The 13,350-nt window shown below is 60.5% G+C and carries 12 protein-coding genes; all 12 read left to right on the top strand.

Annotated elements, in window-relative coordinates; all coding sequences use genetic code 11:
* The first annotated feature begins 56 nt into the window (after positions 1–56).
* The 12 genes from ACDH77_RS09660 (at position 57) to fliE (ending at position 13,349) form a co-directional block, all read left to right on the top strand.
* Positions 57–1,166: a DegT/DnrJ/EryC1/StrS family aminotransferase gene (locus ACDH77_RS09660; protein ID WP_372353855.1), complete on the top strand. Its 1,110-nt coding sequence runs from the start codon at positions 57–59 to the stop codon at positions 1,164–1,166.
* A gap of 64 nt (positions 1,167–1,230) precedes the next feature.
* Complete coding sequence (locus ACDH77_RS09655; protein ID WP_008575943.1) at positions 1,231–1,452, top strand: acyl carrier protein; 222 nt, start codon at positions 1,231–1,233, stop codon at positions 1,450–1,452.
* Between the two features lie 4 nt (positions 1,453–1,456).
* Positions 1,457–2,494, top strand: coding sequence for a ketoacyl-ACP synthase III (locus ACDH77_RS09650; protein WP_033479029.1), 1,038 nt, complete (start codon positions 1,457–1,459; stop codon positions 2,492–2,494).
* Positions 2,491–3,255, top strand: coding sequence for an SDR family NAD(P)-dependent oxidoreductase (locus ACDH77_RS09645; protein ID WP_033479028.1), 765 nt, complete (start codon positions 2,491–2,493; stop codon positions 3,253–3,255). The genes ACDH77_RS09650 and ACDH77_RS09645 overlap by 4 nt, the downstream gene beginning before the upstream one ends.
* Positions 3,252–3,986 carry an SDR family NAD(P)-dependent oxidoreductase gene (locus ACDH77_RS09640; protein ID WP_008575940.1) on the top strand — a complete coding sequence of 245 codons (735 nt, stop codon included), beginning with the start codon at positions 3,252–3,254 and terminating at the stop codon, positions 3,984–3,986. Before ACDH77_RS09645 ends, ACDH77_RS09640 begins: the two co-directional genes overlap by 4 nt.
* On the top strand, positions 3,983–4,636 hold the full coding sequence (locus tag ACDH77_RS09635) for a NeuD/PglB/VioB family sugar acetyltransferase (protein ID WP_008575938.1): 654 nt from the start codon (positions 3,983–3,985) through the stop codon (positions 4,634–4,636). Before ACDH77_RS09640 ends, ACDH77_RS09635 begins: the two co-directional genes overlap by 4 nt.
* Before the next feature lie 3 nt (positions 4,637–4,639).
* Entirely contained in the window at positions 4,640–5,785 is a 1,146-nt protein-coding gene (locus tag ACDH77_RS09630) for an aromatic ring-hydroxylating dioxygenase subunit alpha (RefSeq protein WP_057681720.1), read from the top strand.
* On the top strand, positions 5,775–6,398 hold the full coding sequence (locus tag ACDH77_RS09625) for a UDP-3-O-(3-hydroxymyristoyl)glucosamine N-acyltransferase (protein ID WP_071117947.1): 624 nt from the start codon (positions 5,775–5,777) through the stop codon (positions 6,396–6,398). Before ACDH77_RS09630 ends, ACDH77_RS09625 begins: the two co-directional genes overlap by 11 nt.
* A gap of 14 nt (positions 6,399–6,412) precedes the next feature.
* Positions 6,413–7,630 (top strand): FkbM family methyltransferase, encoded by a 1,218-nt coding sequence (locus ACDH77_RS09620; RefSeq protein ID WP_218488796.1) that lies wholly within the window; start codon positions 6,413–6,415, stop codon positions 7,628–7,630.
* Positions 7,631–7,657: 27 nt separating this feature from the next.
* Positions 7,658–9,028 (top strand): polysaccharide pyruvyl transferase family protein, encoded by a 1,371-nt coding sequence (locus ACDH77_RS09615; RefSeq protein WP_046931956.1) that lies wholly within the window; start codon positions 7,658–7,660, stop codon positions 9,026–9,028.
* A 23-nt stretch (positions 9,029–9,051) separates the two neighbouring features.
* A complete protein-coding gene (locus tag ACDH77_RS09610; protein ID WP_372353903.1) occupies positions 9,052–12,549 on the top strand; it encodes a glycosyltransferase in 3,498 nt (1,165 codons plus the stop codon).
* Between the two features lie 428 nt (positions 12,550–12,977).
* On the top strand, positions 12,978–13,349 hold the full coding sequence (gene fliE, locus ACDH77_RS09605; protein WP_008574166.1) for a flagellar hook-basal body complex protein FliE: 372 nt from the start codon (positions 12,978–12,980) through the stop codon (positions 13,347–13,349).
* The last annotated feature ends 1 nt before the right edge of the window (position 13,350 follow it).

Here is a 13,350-nt window from a genome sequence, read left to right as displayed (position 1 = left end):
TCGCAGCTGCCGGCTGCGGCGGAATCCCGACATCCACCCGCACCAGCGAGGCATTGATGCCCATTCCCGTCACCAGTCCGCTGCTGCCGCCGCTGGAAGAGTTCCTGCCCTATCTGGAACGGATCTGGACCAGCCGCATCGTCAGCAACGGTGGCGAGATGCACCGGGCGTTGGAGCAGGCGTTGTGCGATTACCTGGGCGTTCCGCACCTTGCACTGCTGACCAATGGCACCACCGCGTTGATCACCGCCCTGCAGGCGCTGCGCATCACCGGCGAAGTGATCACTACGCCCTACTCGTTCGTGGCTACCGCGCATTCGCTGCTGTGGAAAAGCATCACCCCGGTGTTCGTGGACATCGATCCGGTGACGCTCAACATGGACCCTTCGAAGATCGAAGCGGCCATCACCCCGCAGACCACCGCGATCATGCCGGTGCACTGCTATGGCACCGCCTGCGATACCAGCGCAATCACCCGCATCGCCGATATCTACAACCTCAAGGTGATCTACGACGCGGCGCATGCCTTCGGGGTGCGCGATGACGGCGGCTCGATCCTGCGCCACGGCGACCTGAGCGTATTGAGCTTCCATGCGACCAAGGTCTTCAACACCTTCGAGGGCGGCGCGATTGTCTGTCCCGACGAAAGGACCTATCAGCGCATCGGGCATCTGAAGAACTTCGGCTTCGTCGACGAAACCACGGTGGTGGCACCGGGCATCAACGGCAAGATGAACGAGATCAGCGCAGCGTTTGGTCTGCTGCAGCTCAAGCACATCGATGAGGCCATCGCCCAGCGCAGCGCCATCGATGCGCAGTATCGGCAGCGCCTGAGCGATGTTCGCGGCGTGCGCTGCGTGGCACGGCCCGATCACGCCAGCGCCAACTACGCGTACTTTCCGATTCTGGTGCAGGACGACTACCCACTGGCGCGCGATGCGCTGTACCAAGTGATGCGCGAGCACGGCATCCTGGTGCGGCGGTACTTCTATCCGTTGATCAGCGATTTCCCGATGTATCGCGCCCTGCCCTCCTCGGCGCCGGCATGGCTGCCGGTCGCGCGCTCGGTGGCCGCACAGGTATTGTGCCTGCCAATCTTTCCTGGCCTGACCCGCGACCAGGTCGATACCATTGCCGATCTGATCGCCGGCGCACAGGCAACATGATCGCAACACGCTGCAGCTGCATTCCAGACTCCCATCTCTTCAACAGGCAACCAGGCGAGCTCGCATGACCCAGGCAACATTTATCGAGAACTTCCTCTCCGCCACCGACTTCCAGGAACCGGTGGAGGTCACCATGGACACCGCACTGGCCGACTTGCCTGAGTGGGATTCGCTCTCCGCGTTGGGGGTAATCGTCATGTTCGACGTGGATTACGGAAAGGTCATTACCGGCGAAGATCTCAAGAACTGCGCCACCTTGAACGATCTTCACAAACTGCTGGGGTAAAGCCATGGGACTGTCCACTCTTAGCAATGTCCGTTTTGCGGGCATGGCGAGTTGCGTGCCCAAGCGGATCATTTCCAACCTGACCGATTGCCCGCCGAAGATGCGCTCAGAACGCGAGCGTCTGGTGCGTAACATCGGCATCGAGTTTCGTCGCATTTGCCCAAGCTGGCAGACATTTTCCGATTTGGCGCTCATCTCTGCGGAAAAGCTGCTTGCAGAGCTGCAATGGGATAAGGAAGAAATCGATGCACTGATTGTCGTGACGCAATCACCCGACTACCCCATCCCGGCCACGGCCATCATCATGCAGCACCGGCTGCAATTGCCACAGACCGCTATCGCCTTTGATGTCAATCTCGGCTGTTCCGGCTATCCCTTTGGCCTACACCTGGTGGGAAGCATGATTGCAGCGGGCACCATCAAAAAGGCGCTTCTGCTGGTCGGCGACCGCTCGGCCACGCTTCTGGACCCATTGTTCTCCGACGCGGGCACCGCCACGGCGCTGGAGTTCGACAAGAATGCACCACCCATGCATTTCGATTTGAACAGCGACGGTAGCGGCTACCGAGCCATCATGTTGCCCATAGGCGGACATCGTGAGCCTTACGGCCCCCAACATATCTCTCCTACACGTGACGAGAACGGTGTGCTGCATTGGCCGGGTGAACTCATTCTGGATGGCCCTGCCGTATTGAGTTTCTCGACCCAGCGAGTACCTCCAGCGGTGGAAAGATTGCTTGAGTATTCTGGTGTTGATAAGGACAGCGTTGATTTTTTCGTTTTCCATCAGGCCAACAAGATGATCAACGAAACCATCCGCAAGAAGTTGGCGCTGCCGACGGAGAAAGTTCCGTCAACCTTGCGAGACTTCGGCAATACCAGTGGCGCCTCCCTGCCCGTCACCATGACCGTCCGCCTGAACGATACGCTGATCAATGCCAGGCACCGACTGTTGCTTGCCGGCTTCGGTATCGGCTTGTCGTGGGGCACGGCGATCGTGGACGTCGAAAACGCGGCTTTTCCGGCACTGATCGAAGCATGAACGCCGAGCGTGATCCGTTTTCCCTAGAAGGCAAGCGCGTCCTGGTGACTGGTGCTTCATCGGGTATTGGTCGTCAAATTGCAATCACTTGCTCCCAGATGGGAGCGAGCGTTGTCATCACCGGACGCAACACCGAGCGCTTGCAAGCCACATTCGACCAACTGGACGGCCAAGGCCACACGCAAGTGGTGGCGGACTTGGCGGTACAGGAGGGTATTGACCACGTGGTGGCTGCGAGCGGTGTCATCAACGGCCTGGCGCACGCAGCTGGCATGTCCAAGCTGACCCCCTTTCGAATGATCGGTCAAGCGCACCTTGACGAGACATTTGCAAGCAACACCTACGCACCCATGCTACTGACGCGAGGCCTATTGGCGAAGAAGCAGATCGCGCCGGGCGGATCCCTGCTATTCATTGCCTCAATTGCCTCGCATATCGGCCCACTGGCAAGCAGCGCATACGCTGCCAGCAAAAGCGCCCTGCTGGGCATGATGCGCTCGCTTGGCATGGAAGTAGCAAAGCAAGGTATGCGCGCCAACTGCATTGCACCGGGTTATGTACGCACTCCCTTGTTGGATGGGTTGCAGGGAAGCGGCGGCAATATGGACAGCCTGTTTGAATTGACGCCACTTGGCATGGGCGAGCCGGAAGACGTGGCTTATGCAGCAGTGTTCTATCTTTCCGATGCCAGCCGCTGGATCACGCGCAACCACTTCATTCTTGATGGCGGTTTTTCTGTACCGATGGACATCTACGCATGACCAACGCGGCGCAACGCGCTTTTTCACTGGATGGCAAGACCATTTTGGTCACAGGCGCTTCATCAGGCATCGGCAGGCAAATCGCTGTTTCCTGCGCGCGGCGTGGGGCGCGCCTGGTCATCACCGGGCGGGATGCAGAACGCCTGCAGGAAACCTACAACTTGTTGAATGGCCAAGGCCACCTTCAAGTGCTGGCCGACCTGACCGAAGCCGAAGGCCGTGAACGACTAGTACAGGGCATTTCCAGCCTAGATGGCTTGGTCCACTGCGCTGGCAGGCAGCGCTTGAGCCCTATCAGGCAGTTGACCGAGAAGCTCATGACCGATGTCTATGCGGTCAATTTCCTGGCCCCTGTCATGCTCACCCAGCGGCTGTTGCAGGCCAACGCTCTTGCGCCTCAAAGTTCCATCGTCTTCATGCTTTCCACTGCGGCCCATATCGGCACACCCGGGGTAGGACCGTATTCGGCCATGAAGTCAGCCCTGCTCGGCATCATTCGCTGCCTGTCCATGGAGCAGGCCAAACGCAAGATCCGGGTCAATGGCATGTCTCCCTCTGCAGTCATAACGCCCATTTGGGACGCAACCCATCTGGAAGCACAGCGAAAACGCCACCCGCTCGGTTTGGGCACCTCAGAGGACGTAGCGAACGCTGCGATCTATCTCTTGTCCGATGCCAGCCGCTGGGTAACCGGGACCAGTTTGGTAATGGACGGTGGGTCTGTCCTATGACCTATTCCGTGCTCATCGTCGGGGCGGGCGGCTGGGGCCGGGAGGTTCTTGAGCAGATGCAAGGTGATATTGCACATCGCAAGGAATGGGAAGTCACCGGATTCCTGGACAGCCGCGAGCATATTCTCGATGGCTTCGATACCGGGGTACCCATCGTCGGTGACCCTTTGACATACGTGCCGCGTGGCAACGAGGCTTTTGTCTGCGCGCAAGGCGACCCATTGGAACGGCATAAATACATTCAACCGCTGCTTGCAAAGGGGGCCGCGTTCATCCCAATCTGCACCGAGGCGCACCTCAGTCGTCGCGTGCGTCTGGGCACAGGTTGCTTTCTCGGCAACCAGGTACACGTTGGCCCCGATGTGTGGATCGGGGATTTTGCCAATCTGCTCACTTGGTCGGTGATTGGACACGATGTCCGCATTGGCAATTATGCTCATGTGGGCGCACAGGTTTTCATGGGAGGCGGTGTGCAGATAGGCGATTTCGCAGTCGTGCACCCACGTGCCACCCTAGTGCCTGGCGTCAAGGTAGGTGAGCACGCTGTCGTCGGCACCGGTGCGGTCGTGCTGAAGGATGTGCCGGCGGGCGCCACGGTATTTGGCAATCCGGCCAAGATCGTATTCCACAAGAACATCAAGATGGACTGATCCATGCGCTCCAGGATGCACCCCAAGTATTACTTGTCGCAGGAAATCTTTGACTGCGAACAGCGCAAGATCTTCCGCAGGGTCTGGTTGTTCGCAGGACTCAAAACGCTGCTGAAGGATCACAATTGCTTTATCACACGCAAGATCGCGGGTGTTCCTCTGGTGATCCAGAACTTCCGCGGGCAAATCCGTGCGTTCGAGAACGTCTGCCTCCACCGCAGTGCACTGATTCAAACCGCTGCTCTCGGTTGCCGGCCTTTGGTGTGCCCCTACCACGCCTGGAGTTACGACGAACAAGGCCGGGTAAAGAACATCCCGGACTGCGATGCGATCTACCACCTGGACAATAGTGAAAAGGCCAACTTGAAGCTGCGCGAATTCTCACTGCGCGCCATCGGCAACCTGTTGTTCGTCAACCTCGATCCAGACCCCATGCCAATCGAGGAGCAGTTTTCGGCAGACTTCATCGCCTTGCTGGAAAGTAGTTCCAACGCCTATGACACTGAGGTCATGGTGACCACATGGCATGGCCGGTACAACTGGAAGCTGGCCTACGAGAATCTGCGGGACGCCAACCACCCGCGCTTTGTCCACCCCAAGACCCTGGCCAAAAGCGTCAACTTCACTCCCCAGGTAAACGAGGAACAAGCCAAGGAGTCCATGGAGGCCTTGCAGGACACGTCGCCCGTAGCGCTGAGGCGCGAGATGCGCCGCTTCAGTTTCGGCGGCCCGGAAGCCACCATCCCCAACCTTAAGCATTTCGGCTGGCACGCTAAAGTGGAACGCTGGGGCAAGCAGGACGCCTACTTTAACTGGCTTGCCTTCCCGAATTTGCATATCGCCAGCGCCAACGGGGGCTATTCCTTCACTCTGGAACACCACATCCCCGTCGCACCGGACCGGACCGACCTGGAAATCTATTGGTTTAGCGCACGCAAGAAACAGCCTTACCGTTCTTCCAGCCAAGTGCTGCTTGCGCAGATGCACGGCAGCAAGGTGGTAGTGGGAGAAGACGTGGACATCATGGAGCGGGTGCAGGCGGCACTGCATACAGACGCCCCGCTACCCACCCAGGGAGCCTATGAATCCATGAATCGCCTGGTTGAGCGCTGGTACACGGCGCTGATGGAGACCGAACATGAGATCTAGGTGGATCATCGGCGGCAGCGAATACCTCGATCTGGCCTTTCATGCCTGGAAGCACGCGCGTCAGGACGAGACGGTCATCAGGATCGATGTACCACAAGACTCGGAACACGAATTCGATCTGGGCGTGCTGGATCGACTGAATCCGACCGACGGGGCCATGTTCGTGGCTTTCGACGACCGCTTCGGCAACTTCAAGCGCATGGAACTGATGCAGGCAGCGATGGAGCGTGGCTTCAAGCTCGAACCCTTCATCCACCCGAGCGCAGCCATCGGCTCTGACACGGCCATTGGTCTCAATGCATTCGTGGGTGCCAATGCTGTCGTTGGGCACGGGTGCAGGATCGACTACAACACCGTCATCCACGCCGGCACGCACCTGGGACCCGCATGCCGCGTTAAATCGTCATGCTGGATAGAGCATGGTGTGCAAATCGGCGCGGGCGTCGAGATCGGCAGCAATAGCATCCTGCGAACCGGCGCCATCGTGAGTGGGGGCGTCAAGGTGGGGCGAAGCTGCGAACTTGGCTGGTCACGTGTCTACTGCGAGGACGTGCCGGCCAAGACCTATTTCCACGCCCGCTACGACACTCCAATCCATGTTTATGAAGCCTAAGCCGGGGACCAATCATGCAAACCGCTATCCAATTCAAACTAAATATCGACCCGCAGGCATCGGAAGAGACGTTTCAGGTCGCCGCCGAAGGCCTGACTGGTGATCCGATGTTCGGTATTCCCGAGGACGTTCGCCACCTCATTGCCAAATTTGGCGACGAAGTCAAGGTGATCGTTTTAGGAACCGGGGGGTTCGGCGCGCACTTGCTGAACCTGAAGCAGGACCGGCACTGCAATGTGATCGCCTCGGTGGACGACTTCCGCTATCACTCCGGTGCGCTGTATTACGGCACTCCGATCATCTCGACGGACAGGTTCATCGAACTGACCAAGTCTGGCGACATCATCGCCCTCAACACCTGCCGATATGACGGACCCAAGCGATTTTTTGACCAGGTCTGCAGGCAGCACGGGATTGCTCATATCAACTTTGAACAGGCCGTTCGCGCTTTCGGTCTACAGGGGCGTGTAGATTTCCGGGTGGACGATTGGGGACGGGAGATCGTGCGCAACATTCCCAGGTTTCAGCGCCTGGCAGAACGCTTTTCCGATGCCTATTCGGCACAAACCCTGTTCTCTGTCCTCAACTTCCACCTGACGTGTGACCCCGAGTACTACCACGAAATCGAACGCCCCTACACCACGTTGTACTTCCGCTCCGGCCTGCTGCAATTCGGTAGCGGAGAAAAGATGGTTGATTGCGGCGCCTCGATTGGCGAGTCGCTCGCAGGCCTGATTGGCGCCACCAAAGGCCAATTCTCGCGTTCTTGGATGATTGAACCCGATCGGATCAACGTCGGCACACTCAAGAACGTACTGCGCCGCTACGAAGGCACAGCTCTGGCGTCCAGAATCAGTCTGCATGACTGCGGCGTAGGCGAGACAACAGGCAGGGTCCCATTCAATCATGAGGGTGGCCACGGCGGCTTCGTCAAGCCTTCGAGTGAGGATTGCGAACCGGCAGACATGATCGAAGTATGTTGCATCGACGATGTCATCGACGATGCACCCACCTTCATCAAAATGGACATCGAGGGGTCGGAGCTTTCGGCACTGAAAGGTGCGCAGAATGCGATTGTTCAGTGCAAGCCCAAGATGGCGATCTCCGCCTATCACAGAGCTACCGACCTGCTAGATCTAAGCGATTTTGCCCTATCTCTGAACCCGGATTACAGGATCGGCCTGCGCCATCACACGCCGGATCGCTGGGATACCTGCCTTTATTTTTATTAACGCTCTGCCTTAAAAATGAGCGGATCGATGACTGACCCAAGCAAGATTTTCCTTTTCAACTCAGCTCTTCCTGAATCCCTGGAAATTTCGGATTTCCTGAAAGGCATGGGGCCGTCCCAAGACAATGTCAGAGGCCAGAATATAGGAAACGGCTATATCGCCTACGGTTTTTTGAAAGCGCTGTTCGGGCGCCCGGTGAAAGTTGACCACATCTCTAACGCGCTTGAGGCAAAGCTCTCCGATCAACTTGCAGAAGAGATCAACCAAAAATATTCGCATCTTGTCTGGACGATGAAGGACGACATCCGGGAGGACTTCTCGGGCCTCCCTATTGAGAGAATCACGCACTTTCTTGAAAAAATCACGATCCCGATCGTGCCGGTGAGCCTTTGCGCGAACTCATTCAACGGCTACGACCCGAACCTGGCCGAGCGCCTCAGCCCCAATCAAAAGCGAAATTTCTCCCTTCTCTCTGAAAAGTCCAAGCTAATTGGTGTTCGCGGAAATTATTCCGCCGAGATCCTGAATAGCCTTGGCATAAAGAACGTCAGAGTGATTGGCTGCCCGAGCTATTTCGAGAACGGACCCACCCGGGCTCTGCAAAAAAAGCCGTGGGATGCGGACAAGGTCATCACTACGGCCACATTCTTCAATTCCGGGCTGCCGAGGACATCCCATCTGCTGCAGGATGAATTGTATTTCATCAACTTGCTCTATCTTGAAAAAGCGCTGCCATCGACCCGCAACATCACAGCGCAACCTTTCAATCTCGACGAAATACCCACGTCTTTCCAACTATTGGCCAAGGCCATGGCTGGACGGCTGGAATTTTTCTCTGATTACAGCCGATGGGCCACGTTCTTCAAAAGCAACGACCATTGCCTCACGATTGGAACCCGACTTCACTCCGGAATTCTCTCGATTAATAGCGGCGTCCCCGCCATTGTGACCAACCCGGATTCCAGGGCCAGGGAAACTTGCGAATACCTCCGCATCCCTTATGACCCTACCATTCACAGCCGAAGCAACATCCGTGAAGTTTTCGAGAACCTTGACCTCTCGGAAATGAACAATGCTTACCCAGCTCTGCACAAGGAATTTCTTGATTTTCTCCATGTGGTCGGCCTTATGCCCTGCACCGCATCCCACGACAGGCCGTGCTTTGAATTTCCGAATCTAAAGAAAAGCACTAGCCCCTCAGTTGCAGCTGAGCTACATGAAGCCTACACCGAACTCGTAGAGAATCTGGACCGCGAGCTTGTTGTGCGGAGAGAACACGGCGGAGAAGTATCTCGACGCTTGGTAAATAAATTCCAACTCCTAAGACGGCGCTATCCTGGGCTGACGCGCAAGGAGTATCTGGATTACCTCAGCAGGTTTTCGGGTGAAGCAAAGTGACACCGAATCTTGTCAGCATCGTCATGCCGACCTACAAGTCGCGCTACTTTGCGCAGGCGCTGGAGAGCGCGCTGGCGCAGACCTATCCGGCGTTGGAGCTGGTGATTTGCGACGACAATGCCGATGGCGCCATCGAAGCGCTGCTGGCGCCAAGGTTGGCGGATGCGCCCTTCCCCATTCGCTACCACCGCAACACGCCACGGCTTGGCGAGCTGGTCAGCACGATCAAGGGGATTGGCCTGGCACAGGGCGAGTACGTCAAGTTTCTGCACGACGACGATGTGCTGGCGCCCGATTGCATTGCGCAGCTGGTGGAAGCAATCGAGCGCAACCCGGGTACGGCGATGGCCTCCTCGCGCCGGCAGCGTATCGACGGCGATGGCCAGCCACTGCCGGACATCCTGGCCACCTGCTTTCCGTTTGCCGACGACGTGCTGATCGACGGGCCGGAACTGGTGTCGTTCCTGGCCGACCACACCATCAATTTCATCGGTGAGCCGAGTTGCGTACTTGCGCGGCGCGCCGATCTGTTGGCGTTGGGCAACGGGTTGATGGCGTTGAACGGCAAGGCCATCGATTGGGTGGGCGACCTGGCGATCTACGTCAAACTGCTGCGTCGCGGCAACCTGGCCTTGCTGTCCAGCCCGCTCACGCAGTTCCGCGTGTCCAGCGCGCAGTTCAGTCAGGCCGGCCGCGATCAGCCCGGTATCGGCGATCAAGGCCACGACGACCTGCGCCAGGGCATCCGCCAACTCGGCTGGCGGCGCGAGGGCGGCGACAACCGCCAGGTGCGTGTCGCCCCGCTTAGCCCGCACAAGGCGCGGGTGTTCAAGTCGGTGGATCTGGTCAACGCCTTGATGCAGAGCGCAGGAATGGCCGAGCGCGTGTCGCCGGCCACCTGGCTGGGCGTGCGCCATCCCAGCGATGTGCAGCGCGCGTTGATCGAGGCCCGCTTGCAGGCGCATGCGGGCGGCCCGCGGATCGCAGTGATGGTGGTCGACAGCGACGGCGATGCGGCAGCGGTGGCCGCAACCCAGGCCAGCCTGGCGGCGGTGGCGTGTTATCGGAACCAGCAGACCTGGGTGATCAGCAGCTCGCCGCAGCAGGCCGCCGAGCACGGCGGGCGCGGTGTGCTGATCGGTCCGGACGGCTTGGTGCCCGCACTCAATCGGACCATCGCCACGCAACAGTCCATCGACTGGGTGCTGCTGGTCCAGGCCGGCAGCCTGTTCACCGCCAGTGGCCTGCTGATGCTGGCGCTGGAGATGCTCGCGCTGCCTGACACGTGTCAGGCCATCTACGCCGATGAAGTGGTCGCGCTGGACGGCGGTCAACTGGGGCTGGCGCTGCGGCCAGCGCTGTATCTGGACATGCTGTTGAGCGCACCGGCGACGCTTTCGCGGCACTGGGCGTTCCGGCACCGCACGCTGTTGGCCGATGGCGGCTTCCCCACCGGGCCCAGCGCGGCATTCGAGCTGGATTACCAACTCGGCCTGATCGAGCGTTACGGGTTGGCCTGCATCCGTCATATTGCAGAACCCATCCTGATCGCATCGGCCACGCCGCAGCACGACGACGAAGACGAACGCCAGGCGATTGCGCGCCATCTTGCCGCACGCGGTTACGTGGACGCCGTAGTGCACAGTGCCGGTCCCGGCCGGCACGCGCTGGACTACCGCCATGCGCAACAACCGCTGGTGAGCATTCTGGTACCGGTCGATGGCCGTCTGCCGCAGGTGCAGCGCTGCCTGGAAAGCATTCTTGCCAATACCAGCTACCCGCATTACGAGGTGTTGCTGCTGGATCGCGGCACCACCGAGCCGGATCTGCATGGCTGGCTGAGCGGCATCGAGAATCTGGGCATGCAGCAGATCCGCGTGCTGCGCTTTGCCGCCGAACCGCCGCGTGAGGCGGTGTGCAATGCCGCGGTCCAGCACGCGCATGGAGAGGTGTTGTTGTGGCTGGCAGCAGGCGCGGCGGTGATGAAAGCCGATTGGCTGGAGCAATTGCTCAACCACGCGCTGCGCCCGGAGGTCGGTGCGGTTGCGGGCAAGCTGCTGCGCGGCGACGGCACCGTGCATCACGCCGGCCTGCTGCTGGGCCTGGGCGCACCGGCAGCACGCGCCTTCGCAGGTGCGGCGTTCGACGAATCGGGCTATCTGCAGCGCCTGCAACTGGATCAGAACTACAGCGCGCTCAGTGGCGAATGCCTGATGCTGCCGCGCCAGCTGTTCCTGGACGCCGGCGGCTTTGCGCAGGAACCGGCATTGGCGCAATGGAGCGACGTCGACCTGTGTCTGCGCCTGCAGCAGGCCGGCTATCTCAATGTCTACGCCGCGCGCGCGCAGCTGTTGATCGACCCGCCCGACGCGACGCTCGCCACTGCACTCGACGAAGAAGCGATGTATGCGCGTTGGCTGCCGGTGATGGCCAACGACCCGGCCTACAACCCGGGCTTCTCGCTGGATCCCGGCGCCGGCTTCCAGCTGGCCGACCCGCGCGCCAGTTGGCGGCCGCTGCAGTCGTGGCGACCGCTGCCGACGATGATCGCCCTGCCCGCCGATATCGAAGGCTGCGGCCACTACCGGGTAATCCAGCCGCTGCGCGCCCTGCGCGAAGCCGGCATGGTCGAAGGCGTGCTGTTCAACGGCTATCTGGAGATCAGCGAGCTGGCACGCCAGGATCCCGACGTGGTGATCCTGCAACGCCAGGTCGGCGAGCCGCGACTGGAAGCGATGCGGCGCATGCAGGCGCTGTCGCGTGCGTTCAAGGTCTACGAGCTGGACGACTACCTGCCCAACCTGCCGCTGAAGAACGCGCATCGCGAGCACATGCCCAAGGACATCCTCAAGACCGTGCGGCGAGGGCTGGGCATGGTGGACCGCTTCGTGGTGTCCACCCCCGCCCTGGCCGAGGCGTTCGCCGGGTTGCATGGCGATATCCGCGTGGCCGAAAACCGCCTGCCGCCGCATTGGTGGGAACAGCTGCCCGTGCGGGCCGAACGCCAGGGTGGCAAGCCGCGGATCGGCTGGGCTGGCGGCGCCAGCCATACCGGCGACCTGGAGCTGATTGCCGACGTGGTGAAGGAGCTCGCCGGCGAAGTGGAATGGGTGTTCATGGGGATGTACCCGTTTGCGCTGCGCCAGCATATTCACCAGTTCCAGCCTGGTGTGCCGATCGATGAGTACCCCGCCGCGCTGGCGGCGCTGGACCTGGATCTGGCACTGGCGCCGGTGGAGCAGAACCTGTTCAACGAATGCAAGAGCAATCTCCGGCTCCTGGAATACGGCGCCTGCGGTTACCCGGTGATCGCCAGCGACGTGCGCTGCTACCAGGGCAGCCTGCCGGTGACGCTGGTGAAGAACCGCTACCGCGACTGGATCGGCGCCATCCGCGAGCACTTGGCCGACCTGGACGCAACGCGCGCCAAGGGTGCGGCCTTGCGCGAGGTGGTGCGGCGCGACTGGATGCTCAGCGGCAGCAATCTGGACACCTGGCGGGCCGCCTGGTTGCCGGACTAATGCGGATGCGCTGCTTCAGCTGACCACCCACCGGGTTGCCCTCATCCGGCGCTGCGCGCCACATTCTCCCGCAGGCGGGAGAAGGACAGCCTGGGTACTTTGATCTGGCGGTCGCACTGCAACTGGCGGCCTTCTGTTCCCTTCTCCCGCTTGCGGGGCAAGGTGCCCGAAGGGCGGATGGGGGGGCGCGCGACACTCCGGCGCCCGCGGTTGCCATGCCTGCAGCGCGTGGCACCGAGGGTAGTGCCCTCATCCGGCGCTGCGCGCCACCTTCTCCCGCAGGCGGGAGAAGGAACACCTGGCTGCGGGAGAAAACAAGCCAATCGCTGCGACGCGGCCGCGACCGGAACGCCCCCGCGCCGGAATCCCGGCGCCATTTCGGCACGCCGCTTGCATTGGTGTGGATGCCTCCCTGGCTGACCGCACCCATGAGCGATTCCGTCACCTCCATCCTCTCGCAGATCCGCAGCTACCAGACGCAGATGGGCCAAGGCCCGATGGGCGCGGTGGGCGATGCGGCGCGTGGCAACCAGATCCAGGGCCTGGCCGGCGCACAGGGAACACCGGCGACGCAGGCACCGAGCTTCAGCGAGACCTTGCGCGGCGCCATCGGCGGCGTCAACGAGGCCCAGCAGAAGGCCGGCGCGCTGTCCAAAGCATTCGAAATGGGCGACCCCAATGCCGATCTGGCACGGGTCATGGTCGCCTCCCAGCAGTCCCAGGTGGCCTTCCGCGCCACCGTGGAAGTCCGCAACCGTCTCGTCCAGGCTTATCAGGACGTCATGAACATGCCGCTGTAAA

Origin of the sequence: Xanthomonas axonopodis pv. maculifoliigardeniae (assembly GCF_041519315.1) — a bacterium.
GTDB lineage: Bacteria > Pseudomonadota > Gammaproteobacteria > Xanthomonadales > Xanthomonadaceae > Xanthomonas > Xanthomonas euvesicatoria.
Note: the sequence above shows the minus strand (reverse complement) of the source record. Positions and strands in the feature narration are given on the sequence as shown.

Coding starts and splice junctions, on each gene's coding strand:
- ACDH77_RS09660 (WP_372353855.1), top strand. CDS start 57: ATGCCCATTCCCGTCACCAGTCCGCTGCTGCCGCCGCTGGAAGAGTTC.
- fliE (WP_008574166.1), top strand. CDS start 12,978: ATGAGCGATTCCGTCACCTCCATCCTCTCGCAGATCCGCAGCTACCAG.
- ACDH77_RS09630 (WP_057681720.1), top strand. CDS start 4,640: ATGCGCTCCAGGATGCACCCCAAGTATTACTTGTCGCAGGAAATCTTT.
- ACDH77_RS09650 (WP_033479029.1), top strand. CDS start 1,457: ATGGGACTGTCCACTCTTAGCAATGTCCGTTTTGCGGGCATGGCGAGT.
- ACDH77_RS09635 (WP_008575938.1), top strand. CDS start 3,983: ATGACCTATTCCGTGCTCATCGTCGGGGCGGGCGGCTGGGGCCGGGAG.
- ACDH77_RS09610 (WP_372353903.1), top strand. CDS start 9,052: ATGCCGACCTACAAGTCGCGCTACTTTGCGCAGGCGCTGGAGAGCGCG.
- ACDH77_RS09620 (WP_218488796.1), top strand. CDS start 6,413: ATGCAAACCGCTATCCAATTCAAACTAAATATCGACCCGCAGGCATCG.
- ACDH77_RS09615 (WP_046931956.1), top strand. CDS start 7,658: ATGACTGACCCAAGCAAGATTTTCCTTTTCAACTCAGCTCTTCCTGAA.
- ACDH77_RS09655 (WP_008575943.1), top strand. CDS start 1,231: ATGACCCAGGCAACATTTATCGAGAACTTCCTCTCCGCCACCGACTTC.
- ACDH77_RS09645 (WP_033479028.1), top strand. CDS start 2,491: ATGAACGCCGAGCGTGATCCGTTTTCCCTAGAAGGCAAGCGCGTCCTG.
- ACDH77_RS09625 (WP_071117947.1), top strand. CDS start 5,775: ATGAGATCTAGGTGGATCATCGGCGGCAGCGAATACCTCGATCTGGCC.
- ACDH77_RS09640 (WP_008575940.1), top strand. CDS start 3,252: ATGACCAACGCGGCGCAACGCGCTTTTTCACTGGATGGCAAGACCATT.